Source organism: Sinorhizobium sp. 22678 (genome assembly GCF_052044265.1).
Taxonomy (GTDB): domain Bacteria; phylum Pseudomonadota; class Alphaproteobacteria; order Rhizobiales; family Rhizobiaceae; genus Sinorhizobium; species Sinorhizobium meliloti_A.
Map to the genome: position 1 here is coordinate 103,617 of NZ_JBQEMS010000017.1, position 24,812 is coordinate 128,428.

24 protein-coding genes are annotated in these 24,812 nt (G+C 61.6%); 17 read left to right on the plus strand and 7 right to left on the minus strand.

What is annotated here, in order from left to right; genetic code table 11:
* The 5 genes from ACTJKL_RS22890 to ACTJKL_RS22910 all read left to right on the plus strand — a co-directional run bounded on the left by ACTJKL_RS22890 (nt 1) and on the right by ACTJKL_RS22910 (nt 5,057).
* Nucleotides 1-291: a cytochrome C oxidase subunit IV family protein gene (locus ACTJKL_RS22890; RefSeq protein WP_440853867.1), complete on the plus strand. Its 291-nt coding sequence runs from the start codon at nt 1-3 to the stop codon at nt 289-291.
* Nucleotides 292-451: 160 nt separating this feature from the next.
* Nucleotides 452-904 carry a c-type cytochrome gene (locus ACTJKL_RS22895; protein ID WP_102763141.1) on the plus strand — a complete coding sequence of 151 codons (453 nt, stop codon included), beginning with the start codon at nt 452-454 and terminating at the stop codon, nt 902-904.
* Nucleotides 905-928: 24 nt separating this feature from the next.
* Nucleotides 929-2,275, plus strand: a complete 1,347-nt coding sequence (locus ACTJKL_RS22900; protein ID WP_440853868.1) for a cbb3-type cytochrome c oxidase subunit I — start codon at nt 929-931, stop codon at nt 2,273-2,275.
* A gap of 63 nt (nt 2,276-2,338) precedes the next feature.
* On the plus strand, nt 2,339-3,157 hold the full coding sequence (locus tag ACTJKL_RS22905) for a CbbQ/NirQ/NorQ/GpvN family protein (protein ID WP_379939568.1): 819 nt from the start codon (nt 2,339-2,341) through the stop codon (nt 3,155-3,157).
* A gap of 4 nt (nt 3,158-3,161) precedes the next feature.
* Nucleotides 3,162-5,057 (plus strand): nitric oxide reductase activation protein NorD, encoded by a 1,896-nt coding sequence (locus tag ACTJKL_RS22910; protein ID WP_440853869.1) that lies wholly within the window; start codon nt 3,162-3,164, stop codon nt 5,055-5,057.
* A gap of 78 nt (nt 5,058-5,135) precedes the next feature.
* Here the strand turns inward: ACTJKL_RS22910 and hemN are convergent, their stop codons facing one another.
* Entirely contained in the window at nt 5,136-6,488 is a 1,353-nt protein-coding gene (gene hemN, locus ACTJKL_RS22915; protein WP_440853870.1) for an oxygen-independent coproporphyrinogen III oxidase, read from the minus strand.
* Between the two features lie 468 nt (nt 6,489-6,956).
* Complete coding sequence (locus ACTJKL_RS22920) at nt 6,957-7,844, minus strand: pirin family protein (protein WP_440853880.1); 888 nt, start codon at nt 7,842-7,844, stop codon at nt 6,957-6,959.
* A gap of 258 nt (nt 7,845-8,102) precedes the next feature.
* Between ACTJKL_RS22920 and ACTJKL_RS22925 the strand changes: the two genes are divergently transcribed.
* The 4 genes from ACTJKL_RS22925 to ACTJKL_RS22940 are packed head-to-tail and all read left to right on the plus strand — an operon-like array spanning nt 8,103 to nt 10,619.
* Nucleotides 8,103-8,384, plus strand: coding sequence for a DUF2249 domain-containing protein (locus ACTJKL_RS22925; protein ID WP_379939847.1), 282 nt, complete (start codon nt 8,103-8,105; stop codon nt 8,382-8,384).
* 44 nt (nt 8,385-8,428) lie between these two features.
* Entirely contained in the window at nt 8,429-9,787 is a 1,359-nt protein-coding gene (locus tag ACTJKL_RS22930; RefSeq protein WP_440853871.1) for a hypothetical protein, read from the plus strand.
* Between the two features lie 9 nt (nt 9,788-9,796).
* Entirely contained in the window at nt 9,797-10,321 is a 525-nt protein-coding gene (locus ACTJKL_RS22935; RefSeq protein ID WP_379939845.1) for a DUF2249 domain-containing protein, read from the plus strand.
* A gap of 4 nt (nt 10,322-10,325) precedes the next feature.
* Complete coding sequence (locus ACTJKL_RS22940; RefSeq protein WP_379939560.1) at nt 10,326-10,619, plus strand: metal-sulfur cluster assembly factor; 294 nt, start codon at nt 10,326-10,328, stop codon at nt 10,617-10,619.
* 65 nt (nt 10,620-10,684) lie between these two features.
* On the opposite strand, the gene ACTJKL_RS22945 is transcribed toward ACTJKL_RS22940, so the two are convergent.
* The 5 genes from ACTJKL_RS22945 to ACTJKL_RS22965 all read right to left on the minus strand — a co-directional run bounded on the left by ACTJKL_RS22945 (nt 10,685) and on the right by ACTJKL_RS22965 (nt 17,516).
* Entirely contained in the window at nt 10,685-10,819 is a 135-nt protein-coding gene (locus ACTJKL_RS22945) for a hypothetical protein (RefSeq protein WP_440853872.1), read from the minus strand.
* Nucleotides 10,820-10,914: 95 nt separating this feature from the next.
* On the minus strand, nt 10,915-12,162 hold the full coding sequence (locus tag ACTJKL_RS22950) for an adenylate/guanylate cyclase domain-containing protein (RefSeq protein ID WP_440853873.1): 1,248 nt from the start codon (nt 12,160-12,162) through the stop codon (nt 10,915-10,917).
* Complete coding sequence (locus ACTJKL_RS22955; RefSeq protein ID WP_440853874.1) at nt 12,159-12,548, minus strand: response regulator; 390 nt, start codon at nt 12,546-12,548, stop codon at nt 12,159-12,161. The genes ACTJKL_RS22950 and ACTJKL_RS22955 overlap by 4 nt, the downstream gene beginning before the upstream one ends.
* Nucleotides 12,545-15,595 carry a GAF domain-containing protein gene (locus ACTJKL_RS22960; protein ID WP_440853875.1) on the minus strand — a complete coding sequence of 1,017 codons (3,051 nt, stop codon included), beginning with the start codon at nt 15,593-15,595 and terminating at the stop codon, nt 12,545-12,547. The genes ACTJKL_RS22955 and ACTJKL_RS22960 overlap by 4 nt, the downstream gene beginning before the upstream one ends.
* Before the next feature lie 709 nt (nt 15,596-16,304).
* The gene (locus ACTJKL_RS22965) at nt 16,305-17,516 is read right to left on the minus strand and encodes an NnrS family protein (protein ID WP_440853876.1); all 1,212 of its coding nucleotides are present in this window, start codon (nt 17,514-17,516) and stop codon (nt 16,305-16,307) included.
* Nucleotides 17,517-17,761: 245 nt separating this feature from the next.
* Here ACTJKL_RS22965 and nirK point away from each other — a divergent pair, with 245 nt between their 5' ends.
* From nirK to napA, 8 genes are all read left to right on the plus strand, one after another.
* Nucleotides 17,762-18,892, plus strand: coding sequence for a copper-containing nitrite reductase (gene nirK, locus ACTJKL_RS22970; protein ID WP_440853877.1), 1,131 nt, complete (start codon nt 17,762-17,764; stop codon nt 18,890-18,892).
* A gap of 103 nt (nt 18,893-18,995) precedes the next feature.
* Complete coding sequence (locus tag ACTJKL_RS22975; protein ID WP_411933412.1) at nt 18,996-19,910, plus strand: SUMF1/EgtB/PvdO family nonheme iron enzyme; 915 nt, start codon at nt 18,996-18,998, stop codon at nt 19,908-19,910.
* A 153-nt stretch (nt 19,911-20,063) separates the two neighbouring features.
* Nucleotides 20,064-20,759: a Crp/Fnr family transcriptional regulator gene (locus ACTJKL_RS22980; protein WP_411933411.1), complete on the plus strand. Its 696-nt coding sequence runs from the start codon at nt 20,064-20,066 to the stop codon at nt 20,757-20,759.
* 108 nt (nt 20,760-20,867) lie between these two features.
* Nucleotides 20,868-21,311, plus strand: a complete 444-nt coding sequence (locus ACTJKL_RS22985) for a pseudoazurin (protein ID WP_102763125.1) — start codon at nt 20,868-20,870, stop codon at nt 21,309-21,311.
* Between the two features lie 254 nt (nt 21,312-21,565).
* Nucleotides 21,566-21,751: a periplasmic nitrate reductase, NapE protein gene (napE, locus tag ACTJKL_RS22990; protein WP_411933410.1), complete on the plus strand. Its 186-nt coding sequence runs from the start codon at nt 21,566-21,568 to the stop codon at nt 21,749-21,751.
* A 7-nt stretch (nt 21,752-21,758) separates the two neighbouring features.
* Complete coding sequence (locus tag ACTJKL_RS22995) at nt 21,759-22,259, plus strand: ferredoxin-type protein NapF (RefSeq protein ID WP_440853878.1); 501 nt, start codon at nt 21,759-21,761, stop codon at nt 22,257-22,259.
* A complete protein-coding gene (locus tag ACTJKL_RS23000; RefSeq protein WP_411933409.1) occupies nt 22,252-22,539 on the plus strand; it encodes a chaperone NapD in 288 nt (95 codons plus the stop codon). The genes ACTJKL_RS22995 and ACTJKL_RS23000 overlap by 8 nt, the downstream gene beginning before the upstream one ends.
* Nucleotides 22,514-24,812 (plus strand): periplasmic nitrate reductase subunit alpha (napA, locus tag ACTJKL_RS23005; protein WP_440853879.1); only part of this gene is annotated, 2,299 nt, incomplete at its 3' end. The genes ACTJKL_RS23000 and napA, both read left to right, overlap by 26 nt.

A 24,812-nucleotide genomic window follows, 5' to 3' on the forward strand; every position in this document is an offset into this window, starting at 1 on the left:
ATGACCGACCGAGACCCCCGACAGTTGCAGAAGACCTGGATGGTCCTTGTCCTGATGGTTCTCGCCGGCATGCTGCTCTCTCTCAAGGTCCAGGAGCCAGCAGTACCCCTGGTGTTCACGCTCACCTTGCTGACGCTCGCGGTATTGAAGGCCCGTCTCGTCGTGCTGGACTTTCTGGGCTTGCGTTCGGGACCGCGGGTCTTGCGGGTCGGCCTTATCGCCTGGCCGCTCTTCTTTGCTCTTGCGGCTGCGGCAAAAGCGCTCATCGCAGCCGTTTCGCCCGTCGGTTGAAGGGCTCTTCGTCACTTGTTTGCCGAAACGCAAAGAACGCCCGCGCACGCACAGTAGAAGAGATCGCGTACCGGTGGACGGGGGGACTCCGCGGCCGACCGGCGGGAATTGCTCATGCCGGCCCGCGCAAGCGGCCTGCAGGAATCGAAAGGACCACGGGATGGCAGAACGCCTTACCAAGACAGGGGCACGCAACGTCTTCTACGGCGGCTCCATCTTCTTCTTCGCGATCTTTGTCGGCCTCACAGCCCACAGCCACTACTACATGAGAACCGTATCCACCGACGAGTCGACGCTGACGGACTCCGTGGCGCGCGGCAAGCACGTCTGGGAGAAGAACTCCTGCATCAACTGCCACACCCTGCTCGGCGAAGGCGCCTATTTCGCGCCGGAACTCGGCAATGTCTGGAAGCGGTGGGGCGGCGAGTCCGACCCGGAAGGCGCGCGCGAGACGCTCAAATCCTGGATGGCGGCGCAGCCCTCCGGCGCCGAGGGGCGGCGGCAGATGCCGCAGTTCGATCTCACCGAGCAGGAACTGAACGACCTTGCCGATTTCCTCGAATGGACGAGCCGCATCAAGACGCAGAAGTGGCCCCCGAACGAGGCCGGCTGAGACGACGGGACAAGGAGAAAAGACATGAAATATCAAACCCAAAAGGTCGCGATGCTGTATTTCTACGGTGCGCTCGGCCTGTTTCTTGCCCAGATCCTCTTCGGTGTGCTCGCCGGCACCATCTACGTGCTTCCCAACACGCTCTCCGAACTGCTGCCGTTCAACATCGTCCGCATGGTGCACACCAACGCGCTGATCGTCTGGCTGCTGATGGGGTTCATGGGCGCCACCTATTACCTGCTCCCGGAAGAGGCGGAGACGGAGCTCTATAGCCCCAAGATCGCGGTCGCACAGTTCTGGATCTTCCTGGTGGCCGCGGCCGTTGCGGTCGTCGGGTATCTCCTCCATATCCACGAAGGCCGCGAATTTCTTGAGCAGCCCTTCGCGATCAAGGTCGGCATCGTCGTCGTCGCCCTGATGTTTCTCTTCAACATCACCCTGACCGTACTGAAGGGACGCAAGACCACGGTTACAAACATCCTGATTTTCGGCCTCTGGGGCGTAGCCATCTTCTTCCTCTTCGCCTTCTACAACCCGGTCAATCTCGCGCTCGACAAGATGTACTGGTGGTACGTCGTCCATCTGTGGGTCGAAGGCGTCTGGGAGCTGATCATGGCCTCGGTTCTGGCCTTCCTGATGATCAAGCTCAACGGCATCGACCGCGAGGTGGTCGAAAAGTGGCTCTATGTCATCGTCGGCCTCGCGCTCTTCTCCGGGATTCTCGGCACCGGCCACCATTATTACTGGATTGGCGCACCGGGCTACTGGCAGTGGATCGGCTCGCTCTTCTCCACGCTCGAGGTCGCCCCTTTCTTCACCATGGTGGCCTTCACCTTCGTCATGACCTGGAAGGCCGGCCGCAAGCATCCGAACAAGGCCGCGCTCCTGTGGTCGATCGGCTGCTCGGTGATGGCCTTCTTCGGCGCCGGCGTCTGGGGCTTCCTGCACACGCTTTCGTCGGTCAACTATTACACCCATGGCACCCAAGTCACCGCTGCGCACGGGCATCTCGCCTTCTTCGGCGCCTATGTGATGCTCAACCTCGCCGTGATGGCCTATGCCATTCCGGAGATCAAGGGACGGGCGCCCTACAACCAGTGGCTGTCGATTGCGAGCTTCTGGGCCATGTGCAGCGCCATGTCCGTCATGACCTTCGCGCTCACCTTCGCCGGTGTCCTCCAGGTCCACCTGCAGCGCGTCCTCGGCGAGAGCTTCATGGCCGTGCAGGAGCAACTGGCTCTCTTCTACTGGATCCGCCTCGGCTCGGGCGTCGTCGTACTCATCTCGGCGCTGATGTTCTTCTGGGCAGTCCTTGTTCCCGGCAGGAGCGCTAGCCCGGCCCTCAACCAAGCCGTCCAACCGGCGGAATGAAGGGAAGCGGNCCGGCCCACGTGGCCGGCCGCCTCGCCTGAAGTTCGAAACTCGGAGATTACCATGAACATCGCCCTCAAGGCTCAGCCCATGCCGGATCCGGCCATCCCGGCCTATTCCCCTTCAGGACGGGAATGCGAGCTCTTCCAAAGCGCCTGGACGCGCCAGCTTCCGCTTCTGCTGAAAGGCCCGACCGGTTGTGGAAAGACGCGCTTCGTAGCCCATATGGCGGCGAAGCTCGGCTTGCCGCTTTCGACCGTGTCGTGTCACGACGATCTCGCCGCCGCGGACCTGACCGGCCGCTATCTCCTCAAAGGAGGCGACACCGTCTGGGTAGATGGTCCCCTGACCAGGGCCGTGCGCGAGGGCGGCATCTGCTACCTCGACGAGATCGTCGAGGCCCGCAAGGATGTCGCGGTGGTGCTGCATCCGCTCACCGACGACCGGCGCATCCTGCCGCTCGAACGCACCGGTGAGCTCCTGGAGGCTCCGCCCGGCTTCATGCTGGTGGTCTCCTACAATCCGGGCTACCAGAACCTGCTCAAGACCCTCAAGCCGAGCACGCGCCAGCGCTTCGTCGCCATCGAGTTCGACTTCCTGCCGAGGGCGAGCGAGACTGCTGTCGTTTGCAAGGAGAGCGGGCTCGACGAGAGCCGGGTCGCGCCGCTTGTCGATCTCGCGCATCGACTACGGAGTCTAAAAGGGCATGATCTTGAGGAGGGTGTCTCGACGCGCCTGCTCGTCTATTGCGCCAGTCTTGTCGACAACGGAGTGCCGCTGCGCGACGCCGTCCTGGCGACGATGATCGAACCGCTCACCGACGAGCCGGACGTCAAGGCCGCACTGATCGAGATCGCAGACGCGGTGGTCCGCCAAGGATAAGAAAATGCTGGACTTCCTCGAACTCGAAGAAACGGTCGGCCGCGCCTGGCATCGCTTGATCGGCAACACGCGCACCTGGCCGCGCTTTCCGCACGAGGCGGTCCGACTCGAGGACGTCCAGGCCGTGCTCGCCGTGTACTTCCGCGGTCTTGGCGGCGAGCGGGCGGTGCAGATCGCGCCAGCCCGCGGCCGGACCTCCGCGCACCGGCTGCGTTTCCGCCAGCGCATAGGCCTTGGCGAGGAGAAGCTCGTCCAGCCGGCGCGCGACCATGCGACGCTGATGCTGCCGGCCGAGGTCGATCTCTTTCCCTCGCGGCGTCTCAACCGCGACCTGTATTTCTGGCTCGCGGCGATGATGGCCGCCATGCCGCTCAAGCCTGTCGGCGCCGCAGACCCGCTGTCGCGCGATCTGGCACTCCTTTCACGTGCCGGTGTGACAGTAAGGTCGGTGCTCGCCACCTATCCCGCAATGCGGCAACGCTATCGTCGCCTCTGCAGGGCGGTGCTCAACGTCCGGCAGCGGCGCTCGCTTCCTTCCGTCGAGCAGCACGTCGAAAACCGGATACTCTACATGCTCAGGGCCGGTGCCGGCCTCGACGACGACGTGCCGCCGCTCATCATTCCCAAGCACGCGCCACCCGGCTATCTGCCGATGCTTCCGGTGCCGCTCTGGCCCGACGCGATCCTGCGCGAAGAAACGGAGAGGCGAAACGGCGAAGACGAGCCCGCTCGCGGTGGCGACAGAGCGGGAGGGCCGGAGACGACGCGCCATGTGGCGACACGCGAGGCACAGCGCCAGTCCGAGCGGAGCCCGTTCATCCTCAACCGCTTCGAAAAGATCCTCGCCATGACGGAAATGGTCAATGTCGACCGTCCGGCGGACGACACCGATGACCACGACGCTAGCGCCGCGGACGAACTCGACGACATGACACTCGGCGAACGCAAGGGACGCCCGGCCGCGCGCTTTCGTTTCGACCTCGACCTGCCCCCGGAAGCGCTGGACCGCACGCCGCTTATGGCGGAACTCACCTATTCCGAATGGGACTATCGCAGCGGCGGCTACCTCAAGGACCATTGCCGGGTGCTTGCCGCGCCCGCCTCGGCAGAAAACCTGCCGGGAGAGGCGGATCCGACGACGAAGAACCTGATCCGGCGTGTGCGACGTCAGTTCGAGGTGTTGCGACCGCGTCACGAGATGCTGAGGGCGCAGATCGATGGCGCAGATCTCGACCTCGACGCGGTTGTGCGGGCTCGCACAGACCTGAGGGCCGGGGGGCAGGGCAGCGACCGCATCCACATGATGAGCCGTCCGCAGACGCACGACCTTGCGGTGACGATCCTCGTGGACGTGTCGCTCTCGACCGACGCCTGGTTCGACGATCTTCGCGTGCTCGATGTCGAGAAGCAAGCGCTTCAGATCCTGGCGCATGGGCTTTCCGCCTGTGGCGACGCCCATGAAATCCTCACCTTCACGTCCCGGCGGCGGGATTGGGTGCGCATCGAGACCGTGAAGGCTTTCGACGAGGCGATGAGCGCGACGATCGAAGCGCGCATCGCGGCACTGAAACCCGGCTACTACACCCGCATGGGCGCGGCCATCCGCCACGCCGCAGCGCGTCTTGTCGAACGGCCGAACCGCCGCAAGCTCCTCATCGTACTGACCGACGGCAAGCCGAACGACGTCGACCACTACGAGGGGCGTTTCGCGCTCGAGGACAGCCGCCGCGCCGTCGGCGAAGCGCGCCGCTCGGGCATAAGCGTGTTCGGGGTGACAGTGGATCGCGAGGCGAGATCCTATGTGCCGGTCATATTCGGTCAGAACGGCTACGCCGTCGTCAGCAATATCGGCAGGCTGCCTGCGGCCCTGCCGGCGATTTATCGCGGCCTTGTAAGATAGGCGGGGGCAGGCCGCGAGACGGAAGGCCCGGCATGCGCGTACATGCCGGGCCTTTCTGTTCTCAGCTTGAGGCGGCCTTCACGCCGCCTTGCTATGCGTCCGTCCTGATTGATCGATATAGGCGTCGAAGGCTGCAGCGGCGGCACGGATAAGGAAGCGTCCCCCCTCGCGCAGCCGTATGACGCCGTCGGCGATATCAAGGATGCCGTCGCTTTGCAGCATCGCGAGCCTCTTATTGCCGTGGAGCAGCAACTCCGGATCGAAGCCGTGCGCAGTGGCAAGGGCGGGAACATCGACGCCGAAGTCGCACATCAGCCGCTCTATGATGCTTGCCCGCAACCGATCCTCCGGCGTCATCCGGTAGCCTTTCACCGTTGCAAGACGACCCGAGGCTATGCGCTGAGCGTAAAGTCCCGGCGGCACCTCGTTCTGCACATACCCGTCCTTCATCCGCCCGATCGCCGAGGCGCCGAAGCCGATAAGCGTTTCGCAGGAATCCGTCGTGTAACCCTGGAAATTGCGGTGCAGTTGACCTCTTGCCTGCGCGATCGCTAGGTCGTCGTCGGGAAGGGCGAAATGGTCGAGACCGATGCGGCGGTAGCCGGCGGCGGCGAGCGTCGCCGCTATGGCTTCGGCCTGAGCGACGCGGCCTTCCGCATCAGCAAGCGCCTGTTCGTCGATCAGCTTCTGGTGCTTCTTGAACGACGGGATATGAGCGTACCCGAAGACGGCGAAGCGCTCGGGTCCCATCCGGATCGCCGCCTCAGCGGTCGCGATGCAAGATTCGATTGTCTGGTTCGGCAGGCCGTAGATGAGATCGAAATTTATGCTATCGACGCCGGACTGACGCAGGCGCGAAACGGCCTCCATCGTCTGCTCCTCGCTCTGGATCCGGTTGATCGCCTTCTGCACGACCGGATCGAAGCTCTGCACTCCGAGGCTCGCCCTACGGACACCGGCTTCACCGAGGGCCATCGCCATTTCCGGCTCGAGGGTTCGCGGGTCTATTTCCACGGCGATCTCAGCGGTGCTCGCGAAATCGAAATGCTTGCGCAGCAGCGATATAAGCGCCCGGAACTCCTCCGGCTGCATGATTGTCGGAGTGCCCCCGCCGAAATGCACGTGGTCGATGCTGAGCGGCGCACACGTGTTTGCCGAGACTAGACGGACCTCCTCGCGAAGCATGTCGAGATAATCCAGGATTGGCTGGTCGCGCTGGGTGATCGTCGTGTGACAGCCACAGTACCAACACATCGATCGACAGAACGGAATGTGCAGGTAGAGCGACGTGGGCTTTCCCGGCGCAATGGCTGCGAGCCAGTCGCCATAGGTGCTGGCGTCGACAGCGGGCGAAAAGCGGGGCGCCGTCGGATAACTCGTGTAACGGGGCAGGCGTGCCTCGCCATATTTTGCGACAAGAGCCGGTTGCATGGAGAGTCCTTCCGGTGAGCTGGCATTGCGATCGGATGCCATTCTAGGCGCGAACCGGACCTTCCTCTTTGAGCAAAGTCAAAGGATGTCGACGGCCTAGGGGTGTCGACCATGTCGACGCGGCCGCCGATGATTTCAGGCGAGCTACGCTAGGAAGCCGATCACTCCATGGAACTGGCAAAGCTCCCCGGCCAAATAAGTCGGGAGCAGGTAGAAAACGTCCCAGTGGGGAGAAGATGTCGATGGGGCTTCAGAGACTAAGGTTTGACCTCGGCCGCAGAAGAATCTCAAGTGCATTGCCCATAGAGCCTGCTGTTTGGCAAGGGAGAAGCATTGCCGTGCTTGTGCTTATTGCAAGAAATATAGTTTGAACATGATTAAGCCTGGATCGCTAGGATCCGGGCTTCTTTCAATCACTTTAGCAGAGCCCTGACGAAAGGGTTGGTCGAGGCAAACCTGAGGTCGAATTCAGCGTGCCCCTTCTTTCTCGTGTGTATGCCGGAGCCTATACAGCATTGAAGAACCAACGGTATCGAGTCTGGCAAGTTGCGAAGACCGCCTCCAATCCCGCAGTTGTCTCCATTTCTTCAGCACTCGGATGAGGATGGCTGGTGGTATTTTTCGGTGGTCGCCCACCGTCCCCTTCCGGGTGATCGGTGCGTCAGGATCAATCAAGAATGCGACGACCAGGCTCCGGGTCCTCGATTCTAGCAATAGCGCCCGATCGGAGAGCAGCAGACCTTGTTCGCCTTCGGCAAACGTCTGGTCCTCCGCAAGCAGCAAGCCGCTGAAAACATAGAAGTAGAGGTTGCGACCTCGCATTTGCGGGAATACTAGCCGCGCACCTGGCTCGAGCGCGATGTCAAACAGGTCGATTGTATTACGGACGTGGAATGGGGCGTCGCCTCCTTCAGGGCCGACCAGGTGTCGCCAGGTGTTTGGGCTCCGCGAGGGGATCGGCCCATGTTGTATCCTGGGATCGAGATCGACTGCACGCGGCCGGACGAAGATCTGGAGCATGCGCAGGGGCGGATCGGATGACAACGTCTCTTCAGAATGCCAGAAACTGCGTCCGGCGTTCATCACCATCAAATGCTTGCCGTCCGTTACCAGACGGCCGGTTGTCATGTCGTCGTGGCGCATGACGCCGTCAGGCACCCACGAAATGATTTCGTCGTTACGGTGCTCGTGCATGGCGATGAGCCTTCCGGGATCAAGGCTCGATTCCACGATCATTGCAAGCGGACCGTGACCGTGATCGGTTGGCCTCGGTTTCAGCCATCCCGGCATGTTGACGCGAACGACAAATCCTCCCATGTCGCGCACAATAAACGTGCGATCGCCTTTGAGCAGCACGGCGTCCTCCAGCGTGAACATGACCTCAATCATTAGCAGCCCGCCGGAAGGTCGCGTCAATCGAAAGCATCACCGGTCCATCGATTGGGGCGTCCGTCGCGGCTGGTCAAGGACAGTCCGAGACCGATTCTCCGACTGTTTGCTCCCCGTCAAAGTGTGACTGCCCTCGCAGGGATAGGGTCGGCAAGTTCCGATCTGGTTCCAGCCGCCGCCGCATCGGAATGCACAAGGGGCGGTTAACAGGGGAACTCCATGACAATGACGGAAACACAGCCGAAACCATCCATTGACGTCCGCACCGTCCCGCCGCGCGAGCGTCACCCGCGCATCTTCGGAATGCTCGGAACGCTTCCTGCAGGCAGCTCTATGTTGATCACCAGCGACCACGATCCCCGGCCGCTCCACTACCAGTTAGAAACGACTTTCCCAGGCGAATTCGGCTGGGATTATCTGCAAGAGGGGCCTGAAGTCTGGCGAGTCGAGATCGCCCGTCTCGAGAGCAGCTCCGGCTGCGAATGCTGCTGCGGGTCGGATCATTGATCCGGCCGCGGCGAAAGTGACCGGTAGCGCGCATGGTGATTTAGATGCCAGGAGCTACGCTTTCCCCATGGACGATGTCCTATTTCGCCGCCGCCTGTGTTTTTCTGGTGGTCGGCCAGGGCGCGATGGTCGCGGGCTACGGCTACCCGTTCGCCGCCGTCGAAGCCCCGGCCACCTTGGCGGTTGTGCACGTCGTCGCCATCGGCTGGCTCGGCCTGCTGATGGCGGGGGCGCTGTTGCAGTTCGTGCCGGTGCTGGTTGCGGCGCCCCTTCGCGGCGGGCGGCTTGCACTCCCGGCTTTGGCGCTGCTCATTCCCGGACTTCTTCTGCTCGTCGGCGGCTTTGCCGCACTTGCCGGTGTGGAAGGAGTATCGCCAGTCATGTTGCCGTCGGGCGCGCTGCTACTGGCAATGGGCTTCGGTCTCGTCATCATCATGCTTGCGGCTACGCTCCTGGCGGCGCGACCGCTGCCGCTTCCCGCCCGCTTCGTCGCCACGGGTCTCGGCGCGCTGATCGCCGCGGTCCTTGCCGGCGGCGCCTTCACGCTCGTGTTAAGCGGCACCGTCACGAGTCCTGCGGCGATCGCGCTTCTCCTCAAGGGAGTACCGCTGCACGCGGCGCTTGGCCTTGGAGGCTGGCTGACCTTCACCGCGATCGGCGTCAGCTATCGGCTGCTGTCGATGTTCATGCTTTCGCCGGATGACACGCGGGCCACAAGCAGGGCCGTCTGGTGGATGGGCGCCGCGGCCCTGGCGATCGTCGTAGCCAGCATCGTCTTGATTGCTGTCGACAGCGACGGGATGGAAGGGGCGACGAGCGTCGCAACATTTCTGGCCGTCTCCGCCGCCGTCCTCTATTCCGCCGACGTCTTGCGCCTCTATCGCGAGCGCCGCCGCAACGTCCTGGAACTCAACACCCGTGCGAGCTATGCGGCCTTTGCTGCGCTTCTCGCTTCCGTCATCATGTTCGCCCTGCCAATCACACGGGCCGCGGCCGGCGAAGGCGCCGCGGCTCTCGTCTATCTCTTCGTCTTTGGCTGGTTGACCGGCCTCGGCCTCGCGCAGCTCTACAAGATCGTTCCGTTTTTGACCTGGCTCGAATGCTATGGCCCCGTTCTCGGGCGGGTCGCAGTGCCGCGTGTTCAGGACTTGGTCGAGGAGAATCGCGCAAGCCTATGGTTTTTCGTCTATTACTTGGCCGTGATTGCGGCTACTCTTTCGCTCTTTGCCGAAAGTCCGGCGGCGTTCCGCGTCGCCACGCTAGCGCAACTCTGCGCGACAGTCGGCCTGATGGTGGAGCTCGTCCGCGCCCGCATGCTTTCCTCCGTCGCAGCGCCCCTGCGCCTTCCCGCCGGCGCGCCGAGACCGCATCTCTTTCTCCCAATCTCTCGACCACAGGAGTGACCGATGACCATCGTAACCCAGAACCCAGCACCAAGAGAATTCGACGTCCGACCTATATTGAAGAGCGGCGGCGAGCCGTTCCAGGCGATCATGGAGGCGGTGAACGGGTTGAGACCGGGCCAGGCGTTGCGGCTGCTTGCTCCCTTTCGTCCGCAGCCGCTGTTCAAAGTGATGGAGGGCCGCGGCTTCAGCCACGAGGCACAGGAGATACATGGCGGTGACTGGGAAGTCTTGTTCACGCCGAAGGCAGCGGGTGCCCCCGTCGAGGTGTCTGCAGGTGCTGACAACCCGGACTCCTGGCCCGATCCCGTAGAAAACCTCGACCTGACCGAGCTCGATCCCCCGGAACCTATGGTCCGCATCCTCGCGGCTGTAGAGCGGCTGCAGTCGGGCGAGGTGTTGTTTGCGCTACTTTCCCGCGAGCCTATCTTCCTCTTCCCGGAGCTCTCCAAGCGGGGCCACCAGTGGGCGGGCAATTTCGACGAAACACGAACCACCTTCCGCATCTTCATCCGAGTCGGTGACAAGGGCTGAAGCGATGAGCGAACCGAAGAACGACACCATCTGCGACTCGATCCGCGATGCGCTGCGAATGATCATCGACCCTGAGCTTGGCCGCAATATAGTCGATCTCGGTCTTATCTACGATGTATTCGTCGAGGATGGCGGCATCGCCCATGTCACGATGACAACAACCACGAAGGGCTGCCCGGCCAGCGAATATCTGAAGGAGGCAGTGCGCAACTGCGTCTGGTATGTGCCGGGTGTTGAGTATGCAGAAGTTCGGCTGACCTACGAGCCGGCTTGGACGCCGGATATGATGGCCGGCTGAGACGATAGGCTTGCTGTTTGGAAAGCAGAGGCGGGTGCTAATGACGACGTCGATGATGGCATCCACTAAATGATGCAGAGGAAGGTGAGATCGTGCATCTCGTCCCACAGCGTCTGTTCGACTTCTCCGCTGATCTCGGAAGCCTTGGCGAGGGCGATGGCGAACTTTCCGCTGCCGCACGGCCACGGCGACAAGGTCAAGCGGGGTGGCGCCCGTCAGCGTCGATCCTTCCGGTCCAGATCACGCCCCGGTAAGATCCGCGGTGATAGGCGCGGCTATATCGCAGTTGACCTGTTTAAACGGTAATACTCGTGCTCATTTCGCCGTTCAACAGGCGCCTGAGGTGAAAGCTCGCGAGCCGGTCCTCCGCGTTGCGGCCGACGAGGGCTGCAAACGACGCGACCGCACCAGGATCACCAGCCTCCAGCTTTTTGAAGGCGTGCAGATAGGCCTGTGTATCTGCGTCGCCACAATTTTCGGCTTCGAGCGGTTCGAAAGCGCGGATCGGCACGGCTCGCCCCCGAAGCACAAGATCGCCCACAGGCCGCCCGCAGAAGTCCTGTGCGTTGGCCGCAATGGTCGCGCTCACGCACACTCGGGTACCAAACGTCTTGTTGGCTGCTTGCAGGCGCGCGGCAACATTAATCGTATCCCCATACGCGCTGTAGTCGAAGAACCTTCCTCCCCCGAAGTTTCCCACTACGGCGGGGCCGGCATGCACTCCAATCCGCGTGTGGCCGAGAGCTATTCCTTCTCCGCTCCAGTGCTCGCAGAACGAGCAGGCGAAGGAGTCAAGTTCGAGTGAACAGGCAACTGCGCGCGTGGCGTGGTCCGGCTGATCGGACGGAGCCCCGAACAGCACGTGGAGCGCATCACCGATGATTTTGGCGACCGTGCCGTCATGCGCGAACACAATATCGGTCATACCGGCGATGTAGCCATTGAGAAGCTGGCCGAGCAGCTTCGGTTCGATAGTCTCCACGAGGGTAGTAAAACCGGTCAAATCGGTAAAAAGCGATGCGACCTCCCGGCGCGTGCCGCCGAGACTGACGGCGTCCGTACCGCTGGCCAGGCGTTCGGCCAAGTTGGGAGAAAAGTAGCGGGACAGCGATGCGCGCGCCTGCTCGGCCGCCGCCTGTCGGCGCTGAGCCTCGCGCAGTGCCTCGACGTGGTGAATCGTCTTTGCAATCGTCGCTTCGAGGTCACAAAAATCGATTGGCTTCGTAACAAAGTCATAGGCACCCCGGTTCATAGCAGTGCGGATGTTGGCCATGTCGCTGTATGCTGAGACAACGATCGTCGAGAGTTCGTCCCGCCTCTCCTGAAGCTTGGACAGTAGCGATAGCCCGTCCATGCGCGGCATGTTGATGTCGCTCAGCACCAAATCCACGTCCTGGTGTTCAGCCAGTACGGACAACGCCTCAATACCGTCGCGGGCGAAGAGAAACCGCAGCGTCCCGCCTCGGATCTGCTTGCGGAACTTCTGGAGGAGAAGGAGCTCCAGATCCGGCTCATCGTCGACAACGAGGATGCAGGTGCTCATCGCAGGCTACCTAAACGGTTCTCAATTTCTTCTCTGAGTTCAACGAAGTCGATCGGCTTCGCAAACAACGCCTCGGCGCCACCTTCAAGGGCTTTGCGCTTCGTTTCAGGATCACCATAGGCCGTAATCATGATCACCGGCACATCAGGCCGTAAGCTCCGCGCCTTCGGCAGTAATTCGAAGCCGCTCATGCCCGGCATATTGATATCCGATAGGATGAGAATAAGCGTGACATCGCTGGCATCGGCAATCCGCTGGAGGGCAGTCGCCGCCGAGTGCGCAAATTCCATTGCGAAACGTCCAGCACGCAGGTCACGGCGGAATTGCTGTCGGAAAAGCGGCTCGATGTCCGGTTCGTCATCTACCACCAGAATTAGAAGGCTCATGATTTGACCTCCAGGTTTCCAGTCGGAGCAGTTATTCGGGGCAACCGGATGCGAAACTCGGTGTATTGACCGAGTTCCGTATCAACTTCGATCGAGCCTCCGTGCTGCTTGACAACAATGTCGTGGCTGAGGGAGAGGCCGAGCCCTGTTCCCTCGCCAGCAGGTTTGGTCGTGAAGAAGGGATTGAACATTTTCTCCCGTACCCCGGCCGGGATCCCAGGTCCGTTGTCACGGATTATGATCTCCACGCAATCGCCGCGGTTCCTGGTGGTTGCGGCCAACGTGGGCTCATACGCTTCGCCGGCATCGGAGGCTGCACGGCGGCTCGTCGCATAGAAGCCGTTCGCTATCAGATTGAGAAGCACGCGCGTGATCTCTTGTGGGTAAAGATCGACCTCACCAGCCGCCGGATCGAGCGATTTCTCAAGCGTTATGTTGAAGCCCTGCTTCTCGGCACGGGCGCCGTGATAGGCGAGATTGAGGCTCTCCTCGACGAGGGCATTTACATTGACTGCCCGCCGCTCTCCCACTCCCTGGCGCGAGTGCAGAAGCATATTCTTGACGATTGAGTCGGCACGCTTGCCATGTTCGACGATCTTTCCGAGATTGCCCCTCAGCATGGCCGCGAGCTCATCGATCTCGGCCCGCGCGCTCCCCTCGAAGGCTGCACCTTCAAGCGCCCGTTTCAACTCCTCGATCAGTTCGATCGAGATCTCCGAAAAGTTGTTCACGAAGTTTAGAGGATTTTTAATTTCATGCGCGATGCCCGCGGTCAGTTGCCCAAGCGAGGCGAGTTTTTCGGTTTGGACCAACCTGTCCTGCGCGGTCCTCAGCTCATCGAGCGAGCGTGACAGCTCCTCGGTACTCTCCTGCACCTCCTGAAAAAGCCGCACGTTCTCAATGGCTATTACTGCCTGGTCGGCGAAAATTGACGCCAATTCGACCTGCTTGCGGGTGAATGGCCGTACCGTCGACCGAGTCAATGCAAGTACGCCGATCGGGCTCCCGTCGCGCAAGAGCGGCACCCCGAGGACCGTACGAAATCCACCAAGCCTTTGCCCCTCGTGCAGGTCATATTCCGGATCATCAAGGACGTCGGTTACCTGAATAGGCCGCATCTCAAGCAGGGTTCGCCCAACGATCGTGCCGCGCCCCGGCTCCAGCGGGAGAGCACGAAGATACTGTTCGAACTCGTGCGATAAACCATGACTGGCCACTGGATAATGCGCGTCTCCCATCGGTCGGGTCATTGTTGCCATGTCAGCCTCGCAAAGACGGGCGGCGGACGCCACAAGCGTGTCCAGCACCACTTGGAGGTCGAATGCCGATCGGCTGATAACCCTCAGGACGTCAGCCGTCGCCGTCTGCTGCTCCAGCGCCTCTGCGAGCTCGGCTGTCCGCTCGTTGACTTCGTCAAATAGTCGCACGTTCTCGATCGCAATCACCGCCTGGTCGGCGAAGGTCTGGAGAAGGCCAATCTGCCTTGCGGTGAATGGCTTGACCTCGGTTCTTCGGATGATAAGCCCGCCGATTGCTTCCTGCTGTCGCAGCAGAGGCGCTGCCAAGATGGTGCGGTGTCCCATTCGAACAGCCATATTTTGGCCGTCCGGGAACTCGTCGGCCTCGGCGGTCAGATCGGAAACATGAATCGGCTTTCGGTCCAGGACGGCTCGCCCTGTGACCCAGGTCGGAGACACTGGCCAGCAACCGAAATCGATCGGGATTGGTCCGTGATGCGACCTTAGACGGAGCATATTTCCATCTTTCAGGAATATGGCCGCGTCATAAGCCTCGCAAAGCCGCACGGCAGATCCGACCAGGGTGTCGAGCACGGCCTGAAGATCGAAGGCAGAGCGGCTGATTACCTTGAGGACATCCGCTGTCGCAGTCTGCTGCTGCAGAGACTCTTTCAGCTCTAGATTTCGCTTCTCCAGATTGGTGAACAGCCGAACGTTCTCGATCGCTATCGCGGCCTGCTCGGCGAAGGTTTTGAGAAGTTCGACCTGACGATCAGGAAACATCCCTGGCTGCGTCCGTGCCACAACAATGCTTCCGATAGGTTTCCCTTCGCGCATGATCGGCACCGCCACCAGGCTTCGGTAGGTCGCACTTTGGACGCTCAGGGTTCTGTGGGCTCGATACTCCGGATCGAGAGTCCGATCCTCTATCTGCTCCACCGATCGGCTGAGTATCGATCGGCCGGCGGCACTGCCTCGATCCGGTGGCGCTGGGAACATTGCTCGCACCGCTTCAACGCCTTCGGCCTCCAGGCGGTGGTATGCCACGAAATACAGGAGCTCACCATCATAGCGAAACACATGACAGAACTGCGCGTCGCAAAGTTTGGCAGCACTTAGAGCAATGGTGTCGAACACGGGCTGCACGTTGGTCGGCGAGGTCGAAATGACGCGCAGGATGTCACTTGTAGCCGTCTGCTGCTCCAGTGCTTGTGTAGTTTCTCGGTGGCGCGCCTGCGCCTCTTCGAAGAGGCGGGCGTTCTCGATGGCGATCACCGCCTGATCGGCGAATGTTCGCAGGAGCTCGACATAGCGTTCCGGGAACCATCCGGCCGCCCGTCGAGTGACGGCGATTGATCCGAGCGGACGCCGGTTCAACATCAGGGGCACGCCGATGGCGCTCTGGTAGGCCACTATTTTCGCGAGCGCTTGCATCTTGTAATCAGGGTCGGCGAAGACGTCGGGAATTTGCTCGATCGCGCCGCTGAGAAATGCTCGCCCAGTGACATTGCCACTACTGGGTCGTTGCGGAAAATTGGCTCGTACCGCTTCGATGCCTTCTTGTGAAATTCCGTGATAGGCTACCGGGTGTAGCTGTTCTCCGTCGAACCGAAACACGAAGCAGAATTCTGCCGCACAAAGCCGCGCAGCGTTTTGAGCTATCGCTTGGAATACCGGCTGCACGTCGTTGGGAGAGAGCGAGATGACACGCAGGATTTCGCCGGTCGCCGTCTGCTGTTCGATCGCCTCGGCAAGCTCACGTCGGAGCAGTTTCACTTGACGTCTGATACTGCGGCTCGACTGCTTCACGGTACCTCCCCAGCAGTGCTCCCCAAGCGATCGATTCAGTACGGTCTCCAGCCGTGCGTTGACGACGACAGCGGCACAGCCGCCTCGGCGAATGAGAATACCTTATTCGGCTACCGGTGACGAGATTTAGCTCTTGCTTATGAGCTGTGGGTGAGCGACTAGGGCGCTGGTCGCTACACGGCAGCCGCGGCTGTGCAGCGGAGTGCCGGCGGGCTATCACAGGCGCGATCCCCGCCAGTCCGGAGTTTTGTCGCTAGTCTGGCACACGTTGGAGGGGATTGCCGCGTTGCAGGCGAAGCAGGATCCCGCAGCGTTCGCGTGGGGAGGCCGCGGTCACTCGGGCGTGCAAAGGTGGTCGATCCTAGCCTATGCTTTTGTTGCGTTGAGGCGACCGTCTGCAATAGACGCCGAGACGTTCTTCGCGTTCACCGGAGATGGCGCCCGTATGTCGAGTGCAGACGTGACCCCCGCAAACTTCGGTTGTTGGCGCTTTCCGAACGAAGCACGATAACGGCTCACACGCAACGGTTGCCACGAGCGAGATCCACGTCAGCGGCATTCCCGGAAGTTCGGCTGAAATCTCTGTTCCCAGATCCGTGCCCCGCTTTCGGTGGTCTTTGCTTATCGACGCGCTGCTTGGTCTGAGGTCGCTTCCAAAAGCGCCCGCTGGCTAGCTGGCGCTTTTGTGATGCGGTTGGAAACCAACGCTCTACTGCACTACCCGGCGCTTGCGCACCAGGATCGGGCCATACTCAATGCAGAACAGCGCAAAGGCCAGGATCCACGCGCTTCCGGAGACGGCATAGAGGCTCGCTGCAACGACGGGAAGTATTTCCGCCAGCGGGCGCAACAGTGCCGACGTCACGACCGCGGCGTAGGAGGCGGTCGTCAATCGCGATGCGGTAAGCGGATAGCCCGTGTGGCCGCGGCTCGCACGGGTCATGACCGCTAGCATCATTGCTGCGATGGCGCCCACCGTGAGCAAATGCATGACCGAACGTTCTTCGACGAAGCCGAGCGCGCCGATGCCGATTGCGGCGAAGCCCAGGGGAACGAAGGCATAGGCGACGTGCAGTATGACGAGCAGCATTTCCGGCCAGGTGCACCAACCGCGCCAGCGGGCGAGCCGGACGGTGTGCAGCAGTGCGCCGGCAAAAGCCGCCACCGCCGTGAACGAATGGTCGGGAACAAGCGTCCATGCGCCAAGCGCCGCGATGCCCGCGAGAATGGCGACTGTGTCGAAGTGGTTATAGGGAACCGGAAATTTGGTCCGGCCGGCACGATTCAGCCAGTTGCGGGTGAAACTCGGCAAGATCCGACCGCCGATGATGGTGACGAGTACCACATAGGCGGAAATGCCGAGGCGCATCGCGATATGGACATGGTCTCCCGTGACCACGGCGAAATGAAAGCAGGCGTTGGCGAGCGACAGTGCGAGAAGACCGCCCAACACCTTCAAATCCTTCCACTTGCGGCCGGCGATTACCTCGCGGGCGCAGATCAAGAGCAGCGCCGGGAGGAAGAGGCCGTCTATAGCCGCGGCGGGCGGGATGCCGATCATATCCGGGGGAAGCAGCGCAGCGCGTCCCGCCAGCCAAAGCGCGAACAGTCCGGCGAGCGGCCAGCCGGAGACGGGGAGGCGGCCCGTCCAGTTCGGTACCGCGGTCAGCAAGAATCCGGCAAGGACAGCCGGGGCGAAGCCAAACAGCATCTCGTGCGCATGCCAGGCATGAGCCCCATAGCTGCCGGCGACTTCGAGATGACCCGCGAGGGCCGCAACCCAGAGGGTCATGGCGACGACCGCCCAAACAGCGGCGCCGAGAAAGAAGGGTCTGAATCCGTATGAAAAGAGCACCGGGCCCGTGCGGGCGAGGCCCCGCGGCACGTAGCCTTCCCGCTTGGCCACCTTTGATCCATTCATGACTTAACTCCTAATGTCTGGGTCGCCTCTGACTACCGGAGTTGAGCAATGTCTTCTTTGACAATTGGCAAAGACATGGCAGCTGGGTACCGGCGGAAACCCCGTACGGAGTTGTCGCGCTGCTGGCCAAAATGTCGCACCAGGGCAATTTGCCTGTTTGCTCCACCTCAAAGAGCCTGCCCGCCACCACCCTAGAATGAGCATGACCGGGCGATATTCGCTCCGTCTTCTCTAGGAGAGGTTCCATGTCTGAGCAATTCCAGATGACACGTCGCAGCATGCTGGCCGGCGCCGCGATCGCAGGCGCACTGACGCCGCTGGTTGGCGCCGTATCGGCCCATGCGGAAGAGGCGGTAGCCAAGGTGGCCTCCCTCGACGTCGGGTCGCTGCCGCGCGTCAAGGTAGATCTCGTCAAACCGCCCTTTGTCCACGCCCATACGCAAAAGGCCGAAGGCGGCCCGAAGGTCGTCGAGTTCACGCTGACGATAGAGGAAAAGAAGATCGTCATCGACGAGCAGGGTACGGAGCTCCATGCCATGACCTTCAACGGTTCGGTTCCCGGTCCGCTGATGGTCGTGCACCAGGACGACTATGTCGAGCTGACGCTCATCAACGCGGACACGAACACGCTGCAGCACAATATCGACTTCCATTCGGCAACCGGCGCGCTGGGGGGCGGCGCACTGACGGTCGTCAATCCGGGCGAGACCACGGTGCTGCGCTTCAAGGCGACCAAGGCGGGCGTCTTCGTCTACCATTGTGCACCTCCCGGCATGGTTCCGTGGCACGTCACTTCGGGGATGAACGGTGCGATCATGGTGCTGCCGCGCGAAGGACTAACCGACGGCAACGGCAAGCCGCTTACCTATGACAAGGTCTACTATGTCGGTGAGCAGGACTTCTACGTGCCGCGCGACGCAAGCGGCAAGTTCAAGAAGTATGAAAGCGTCGGGGACGCCTATGCCGATACGCTCGAAGTGATGCGCACGCTTACCCCGTCCCACATTGTCTTCAACGGCGCGGTCGGGGCGCTCACCGGCGACAACGCGCTCAAGGCCGCCGTCGGCGAGAAAGTCTTGATCGTCCATTCGCAGGCGAACCGCGACACGCGCCCGCACCTGATCGGCGGCCATGGCGACTATGTCTGGGCGACCGGCAAGTTCCGCAATCCTCCCGAGGTCGATCAGGAGACCTGGTTCATACCCGGCGGCACGGCGGGCGCTGCCTTCTACACCTTCGAGCAGCCCGGAATCTATGCCTACGTCAACCACAACCTAATCGAGGCGTTCGAGCTCGGCGCTGCCGCTCATTTCGCCGTCACCGGCGATTGGAACGACGACCTGATGACCTCGCTCCTTGCTCCATCGGGTACCTGACTGAAGCCGGTCGCTCCGATGGCCCGCATCGGAGCGACCGGCACCCTCGCCGCCAGATCTCTCGGTGAGACTGGCAAGGAACGACAGTCGAAAGGAGGCCGCCATGGACGCACTTCCAAAAGGCAGAGAAGTCGCTCCCATCTCGCTTGCAATACCCTCCGCGCTCTTTCTGATACTCGCCGGAATCCTCGCAATTGAGACAGGGCTGCTGGGCAGCGCTCCGTCGGGCAGCGCCCTTGATGAACCGCCCGTCGTAACCGTAGCTCCGAGGGATTTCCGGTATCGTGCAGCCGGGGAGTTCTTCAAGAACGGCTATGCCGTCGACGGGCCGGTGGAGACTGTGCGCATGAGCGCGCCGCTCACCATCATGAAATATCAAGTGACCGCCGCAGACTACGCGCGCTGCGTCGCGGAACAGGCATGCCCGCCCGCCGAACCCGAGCACGTACCCGCAGATCCTGGAAGCACGCCGGCAACGGGGGTCAGCTTCGACGACGCGCAAGCTTATGCCGCCTGGCTCAGCCGGCGAACCGGCACGATCTGGATGCTGCCGACTGACGAGCAGCTCGCCTTTGCGGCCGGCAGCCGTTTTCCCGACGACGCGCTCGACGTCGAGGACGACGGCTCCAATCCAGCCTTGCGGTGGCTTGCCGACTACTACCGCGAGACCGCGCGCAAGGCCTCCCGCGAGCCGGAGCCGCAGCGACTCGGACATTTCGGCGAAAGCGAGACGGGCCTCACCGACTTTGGCGGCAATGTCTGGGAATGGACGACGACCTGCGTTAGGCGTGTCACGCTCGACCGCACAGGAAGCATTACCAGCGACACCTCATCCTGCGGCATCTACATAGCCACTGGCAAGCATCGCGCCGCGCTCAGTTCCTTTATCCGCAAGCCCAAGGGGGGCGGCTGCGCCGTCGGCGCGCCCCCGGACAACGTCGGCTTCCGTCTAGTGAAGAATACCCGTTGGTATGCACGCCTGCTGCAGGCGCTTCGCGAGAAGGGCCTCGACGTCTGAGGTGCATCGCATTGAAGGGTGCTTCTCATGCACTCACGACAACCGCGTTCTGTCGCGCCGCGGATACTCTGCTTTGTTCCCTCCTTCCGCCATGATAGTGAGATCATGGTCGCGTTGGTTCCGATCCAAGGAATCCTGCAGTAGGAAAATCGAATGAAGATCGACCGGAGTGTCGTACGGTCGCTTGCCCTGTTCGACAGGATGAGCGACGCGGATCTGGACAGGATGCTCGCCCATGCGACGGCAAGGCGCGTGCCCCAAGGTGACGCTGTTTTCGAGCAAGGTCAGAGAGCCACAAGCTTTTTCCTGCTCCTGCACGGGCGGCTGAAGGTGACCCAGGTCACCGAGGACGGTCAGCAGATCATCGTGCGCGTCGTCCATCCGGGTGACCTCTTCGGATTTGCAAAGGCGCTGCAGCGTTTGGATTATCCCGGTACTGCGACGGCCGTTACGGAAAGTCTTGCTCTTTCCTGGCCTACGGATCTCTGGCCGCAATTCGTCGAGCAGAATCCGCATCTAGCCGTCAGCACCATGCAGACGATCGGCCAGCGCCTCGAAGAGGCACACACGCGGATTCGCGAGATGTCGACCCAGGAGGTGGAGAGGCGCGTCGCCCATGCGGTGCTGCGCCTTTCGCGGCAGGCGGGCAAGCAGGAAAAAGGCGGTGTCCGCATAGACTTTCCGATCTCCCGCCAGGACATAGCTGAAATGACCGGAACCACGCTGCATACGGTGTCGCGCATTCTCAGCGCCTGGGAGCAGAAGGGACTGGTCGAGGGCGGTCGTCAGAAGCTCATCGTCTGCGACCTGCCGGGCTTGGCGGCCCTCGCAGAAGGCGGGCGCGACTAGACGGATTTCCGATGGGTATTTGACAAGCATCAAAGAGCAGGTGCTCTATCTGTTCTATTTCCTTGTCGCAAGAACCGACCAGGGTTCTGAAACCAAGGAGAATTTCAAGTGCGCATAATCGCAAAGGGCATGGCAGTCGCCGCAGTTCTTGCCGCCTTCACCGGCACAGCATTCGCGGCCGATTTCGAGGTCCACATGCTTAACAAGGGCTCCGAGGGAGCAATGGTCTTCGAGCCGGCATTCGTCAAGGTCAATCCGGGCGACAGCGTCACGTTTGTTGCGACCGACAAGGGACATAATGTCGAGACGATCAAGGACATGATTCCCGACGGGGCTTCGGCATTCAAGAGCAAGATGAACGAGACCTACAAGGTGACTTTCGACGTGCCAGGAGTCTACGGTGTGAAGTGCACCCCGCACGTCGGCATGGGCATGGTTGCGGCAATCGTCGTCGGTGACGCGCCCGCCAATGTCGAAAAGGTAAAGGCAGTGAAGCTGCCCAAGAAGGCGCGGGAGCGCCTCGACGCGGCGCTCGCCGTTGCTCTCCAATAGTATCGGCAGCACGCCAACTAATAACCCGGCGCAGTACAAGCCCGTCTGCGTCGGGCCTGTTTAGTGCTGTCATTGTTGGTTTTAGAGATACTGAATATATTACATCCTCGTCATCTCGGTCAGTAATTGACAGAGATCAATTTGTCGCAGTGTTCGGAGTTTGACCTTAAGAATTATCGCGGATCTCCCTTTATTTTTTTTATCGAGGCACTAGACTTCCGTTAAGCCTATCCGTTTAGCGAGGAGACGCTTGAATGCCCAATACCGACCAGTCAGCGGCGAGCCTTCCACCCTCGCGGCGGCGAAACGAAATCGTTACGTTTCTCGTGCTGGCGTTCGGCATCTGGCCGATCGTCGCGGTGGGCGTCGTCGGTGCCTACGGCTTTCTCGTCTGGATGTTCCAGATCATTTTCGGGCCCCCCGGCCCGCCAGCGCATTGAGGGCGGCGTGGGCGAGGGCGTCGGGATATCACGGCGGGATTTTCTTCGCGATTCCCGCAAGCGGGAGAGTGGGCGTGTCTCTCTGCCAGGAGCAACCCCGGCCGGCCTTGAGGCCTGCACCGGCTGCGGACGATGCGTCGACGCCTGTCCGACGCAAATCATCCAGCTGATCGAGGATCGCCCGGCGCTCGATTTCTCCGTCGCCGAGTGTACCTTCTGCGGCCAGTGCGCGGAACTCTGTCCGGAGCCGGTCTTCATCGGCCGGCCAAGTCACTTTCCCCACGTCGCAATGATCGGCGAGAGCTGTCTTGCCAAGAACCGCACCGATTGCCAGGCCTGTCGCGATGTTTGTCCGACAGAGGCGATCCGCTTCCGTCCGCGTGCCGGCGAACCCTTCTTACCCGAGCTTAGCGATGAGGCGTGCACCGGCTGCGGCGCCTGTCTTTCCGTCTGTCCGGTGGCGGCGATCGACATTCGCGAGGTCGCAAGGGAGGACGCGCATGTCTGATCCAAGCGCGACCTATCACATCTCCAGCGCGGTTGTCGCGACGATGCCGCATATGCGGGAGCGTGTCGTCGCTCGGCTAGCCGAGATGCCGAACGTCGAGGTTTACGCGCACGAAGGGGGAAAGGTGGTCGTCGTGATCGAGGCAACGAGCACGGGGACGCTCGGCGAAATCCTGTCGCGCATCTCTCTGCTCGAAGGCGTGGTGGCAGCCAACATGGTGTTTGAGCATGTCGAAACTCAAGGAGAGATCGGCCATGACCGGCGAACTGACGCGGCGTGATATATTGAAGGCACATGCGGCCGGCATCGCCGCAGCTACGGCAGGGATCGCGCTTCCGGCGGCGGCGCAGCCCGTGCCGGGCGGCGTCGAAGCCCTTCAGATAAAGTGGTCGAAGGCGCCCTGCCGTTTCTGCGGTACCGGCTGCGGGGTCATGGTCGGGGTCAAGGAGGGACAGGTCGTCGCCACCCATGGCGACATGCAGGCCGAGGTGAACCGCGGCCTCAACTGCATCAAGGGCTACTTCTTGTCCAAAATCATGTATGGCGCCGACCGTCTGAAGACGCCGCTTCTGCGCAAGCGCAACGGCGTCTTTGCCAAGGACGGCGAGTTCGAGCCGGTGAGCTGGGACGAGGCCTTCGACGTCATGGCCGAGCAGGCGAAGCGGGTGCTGAAGGAGAAGGGGCCGACCGCCGTCGGCATGTTTGGTTCCGGGCAGTGGACGATCTTCGAGGGTTATGCCGCGACCAAGCTGATGCGCGCTGGTTTCCGCTCCAACAATCTCGATCCGAATGCCCGCCACTGCATGGCCTCAGCGGCCTATGCCTTCATGCGCACTTTCGGCATGGACGAGCCGATGGGCTGTTATGACGACTTCGAGCACGCGGACGCATTCGTGCTTTGGGGTTCGAACATGGCCGAGATGCATCCGATCCTGTGGACGCGGCTCGCCGATCGAAGGCTGGGCCATGAGCATGTGAAGGTGGCGGTTCTTTCGACCTTCACCCATCGCAGCATGGATCTTGCGGATATTCCGATCGTCTTCAAACCTGGGACCGATCTGGCGATCCTTAACTACATCGCTAATCACATTATCCAGACAGGGCGGGTGAACGAGGATTTCGTCAGCAAGCACACGACCTTCATGGTCGGCGCGACCGACATTGGCTATGGCCTGAGGCCCGACAATCCGCTCGAGGTCAAAGCCGTGAACGCCAAGGATGCGGCGAAGATGACTCCGAGCGACTTCGAGAGTTTCAAGTCCTTCGTCTCGGAGTACACGCTCGACAAGGTGGTCGAACTCACGGGGGTCGAGGCCGGGTTCCTCGAACAATTGGCAGATCTCTACGCCGATCCCAATCGCAAGGTGATGTCGCTCTGGACCATGGGCTTCAACCAGCATGTGCGCGGCGTCTGGGTCAACCACATGGTCTACAACCTTCATCTGTTGACCGGGAAGATCTCCGAACCCGGCAACAGCCCGTTCTCCCTCACTGGTCAACCCTCGGCCTGCGGGACGGCGCGCGAGGTCGGCACCTTTGCCCATCGGCTGCCGGCCGACATGACGGTGACCAACCCGGAGCACCGCAAGCATGCCGAGGAGATCTGGCGCGTGCCTCACGGGATCATTCCCGAGAAACCGGGCTACCACGCCGTCGAGCAGGACCGGATGCTGAAGGACGGAAAGCTCAATTTCTACTGGGTGCAGGTCAACAACAACGTCCAAGCGGCTCCCAATACGCAGAACGAGACATATCAGGGCTATCGCAACCCGGAGAACTTCATCGTCGTCTCCGACGTCTATCCGACGATCACCGCTATGAGCGCGGACCTGATCCTTCCGGCTGCCATGTGGGTGGAGAAAGAAGGCGCCTACGGCAATGCGGAGCGCCGAACCCATGTCTGGCACCAACTGGTGAATGCCCCCGGCGAAGCACGTTCCGATCTCTGGCAAATGGTGGAGTTCTCCAAGCGCTTTACCACCGACGAAGTGTGGCCGGCCGAGACCCTCGACGCCAATCCGGGCTATCGGGGCAAGACCCTCTACGATGTGCTCTTCAAGAACGGCAATGTCGACCGTTTCCCCGCAAGCGAAATCAATATGGAATATGCCAACCGGGAAGCGGAGGCCTTCGGCTTCTACATCCAGAAAGGCCTTTTCGAGGAATATGCCTCCTTCGGGCGCGGACACGGGCATGACTTGGCGCCCTATGACCGCTACCATGAGGAACGGGGCCTGCGCTGGCCGGTCGTCGACGGCAAGGAGACGCTCTGGCGCTACCGGGAAGGGTACGATCCCTACGTGAAGCCTGGGGAGGGCGTGAAGTTCTATGGTCGCCCGGACGGCAAGGCGGTGATCCTCGCCGTTCCCTACGAGCCGCCGGCGGAATCTCCCGACGACGAATACAATGTCTGGCTGGTGACGGGTCGCGTCCTCGAGCACTGGCACTCCGGCTCGATGACGATGCGGGTGCCGGAACTCTACAAGGCGTTCCCCGGTGCCGTCTGCTTCATGAATGCCGGTGACGCCCGCGATCGCGGTATCAACCAGGGCG

Bases quoted from the DNA above. Each gene is read 5' to 3' on its own strand.
- ACTJKL_RS23000 (WP_411933409.1), top strand. From the start codon at position 22,252: ATGTCTGATCCAAGCGCGACCTATCACATCTCCAGCGCGGTTGTCGCG.
- nirK (WP_440853877.1), top strand. From the start codon at position 17,762: ATGTCTGAGCAATTCCAGATGACACGTCGCAGCATGCTGGCCGGCGCC.
- napE (WP_411933410.1), top strand. From the start codon at position 21,566: ATGCCCAATACCGACCAGTCAGCGGCGAGCCTTCCACCCTCGCGGCGG.
- ACTJKL_RS22910 (WP_440853869.1), top strand. From the start codon at position 3,162: ATGCTGGACTTCCTCGAACTCGAAGAAACGGTCGGCCGCGCCTGGCAT.
- ACTJKL_RS22905 (WP_379939568.1), top strand. From the start codon at position 2,339: ATGAACATCGCCCTCAAGGCTCAGCCCATGCCGGATCCGGCCATCCCG.
- ACTJKL_RS22930 (WP_440853871.1), top strand. From the start codon at position 8,429: ATGCCAGGAGCTACGCTTTCCCCATGGACGATGTCCTATTTCGCCGCC.
- ACTJKL_RS22955 (WP_440853874.1), bottom strand. From the start codon at position 12,548: ATGAGCCTTCTAATTCTGGTGGTAGATGACGAACCGGACATCGAGCCG.
- ACTJKL_RS22940 (WP_379939560.1), top strand. From the start codon at position 10,326: ATGAGCGAACCGAAGAACGACACCATCTGCGACTCGATCCGCGATGCG.
- ACTJKL_RS22900 (WP_440853868.1), top strand. From the start codon at position 929: ATGAAATATCAAACCCAAAAGGTCGCGATGCTGTATTTCTACGGTGCG.
- ACTJKL_RS22895 (WP_102763141.1), top strand. From the start codon at position 452: ATGGCAGAACGCCTTACCAAGACAGGGGCACGCAACGTCTTCTACGGC.
- ACTJKL_RS22965 (WP_440853876.1), bottom strand. From the start codon at position 17,516: ATGAATGGATCAAAGGTGGCCAAGCGGGAAGGCTACGTGCCGCGGGGC.
- ACTJKL_RS22950 (WP_440853873.1), bottom strand. From the start codon at position 12,162: ATGAGCACCTGCATCCTCGTTGTCGACGATGAGCCGGATCTGGAGCTC.
- ACTJKL_RS22975 (WP_411933412.1), top strand. From the start codon at position 18,996: ATGGACGCACTTCCAAAAGGCAGAGAAGTCGCTCCCATCTCGCTTGCA.
- ACTJKL_RS22890 (WP_440853867.1), top strand. From the start codon at position 1: ATGACCGACCGAGACCCCCGACAGTTGCAGAAGACCTGGATGGTCCTT.
- ACTJKL_RS22925 (WP_379939847.1), top strand. From the start codon at position 8,103: ATGACGGAAACACAGCCGAAACCATCCATTGACGTCCGCACCGTCCCG.
- hemN (WP_440853870.1), bottom strand. From the start codon at position 6,488: ATGCAACCGGCTCTTGTCGCAAAATATGGCGAGGCACGCCTGCCCCGT.
- ACTJKL_RS22980 (WP_411933411.1), top strand. From the start codon at position 20,064: ATGAAGATCGACCGGAGTGTCGTACGGTCGCTTGCCCTGTTCGACAGG.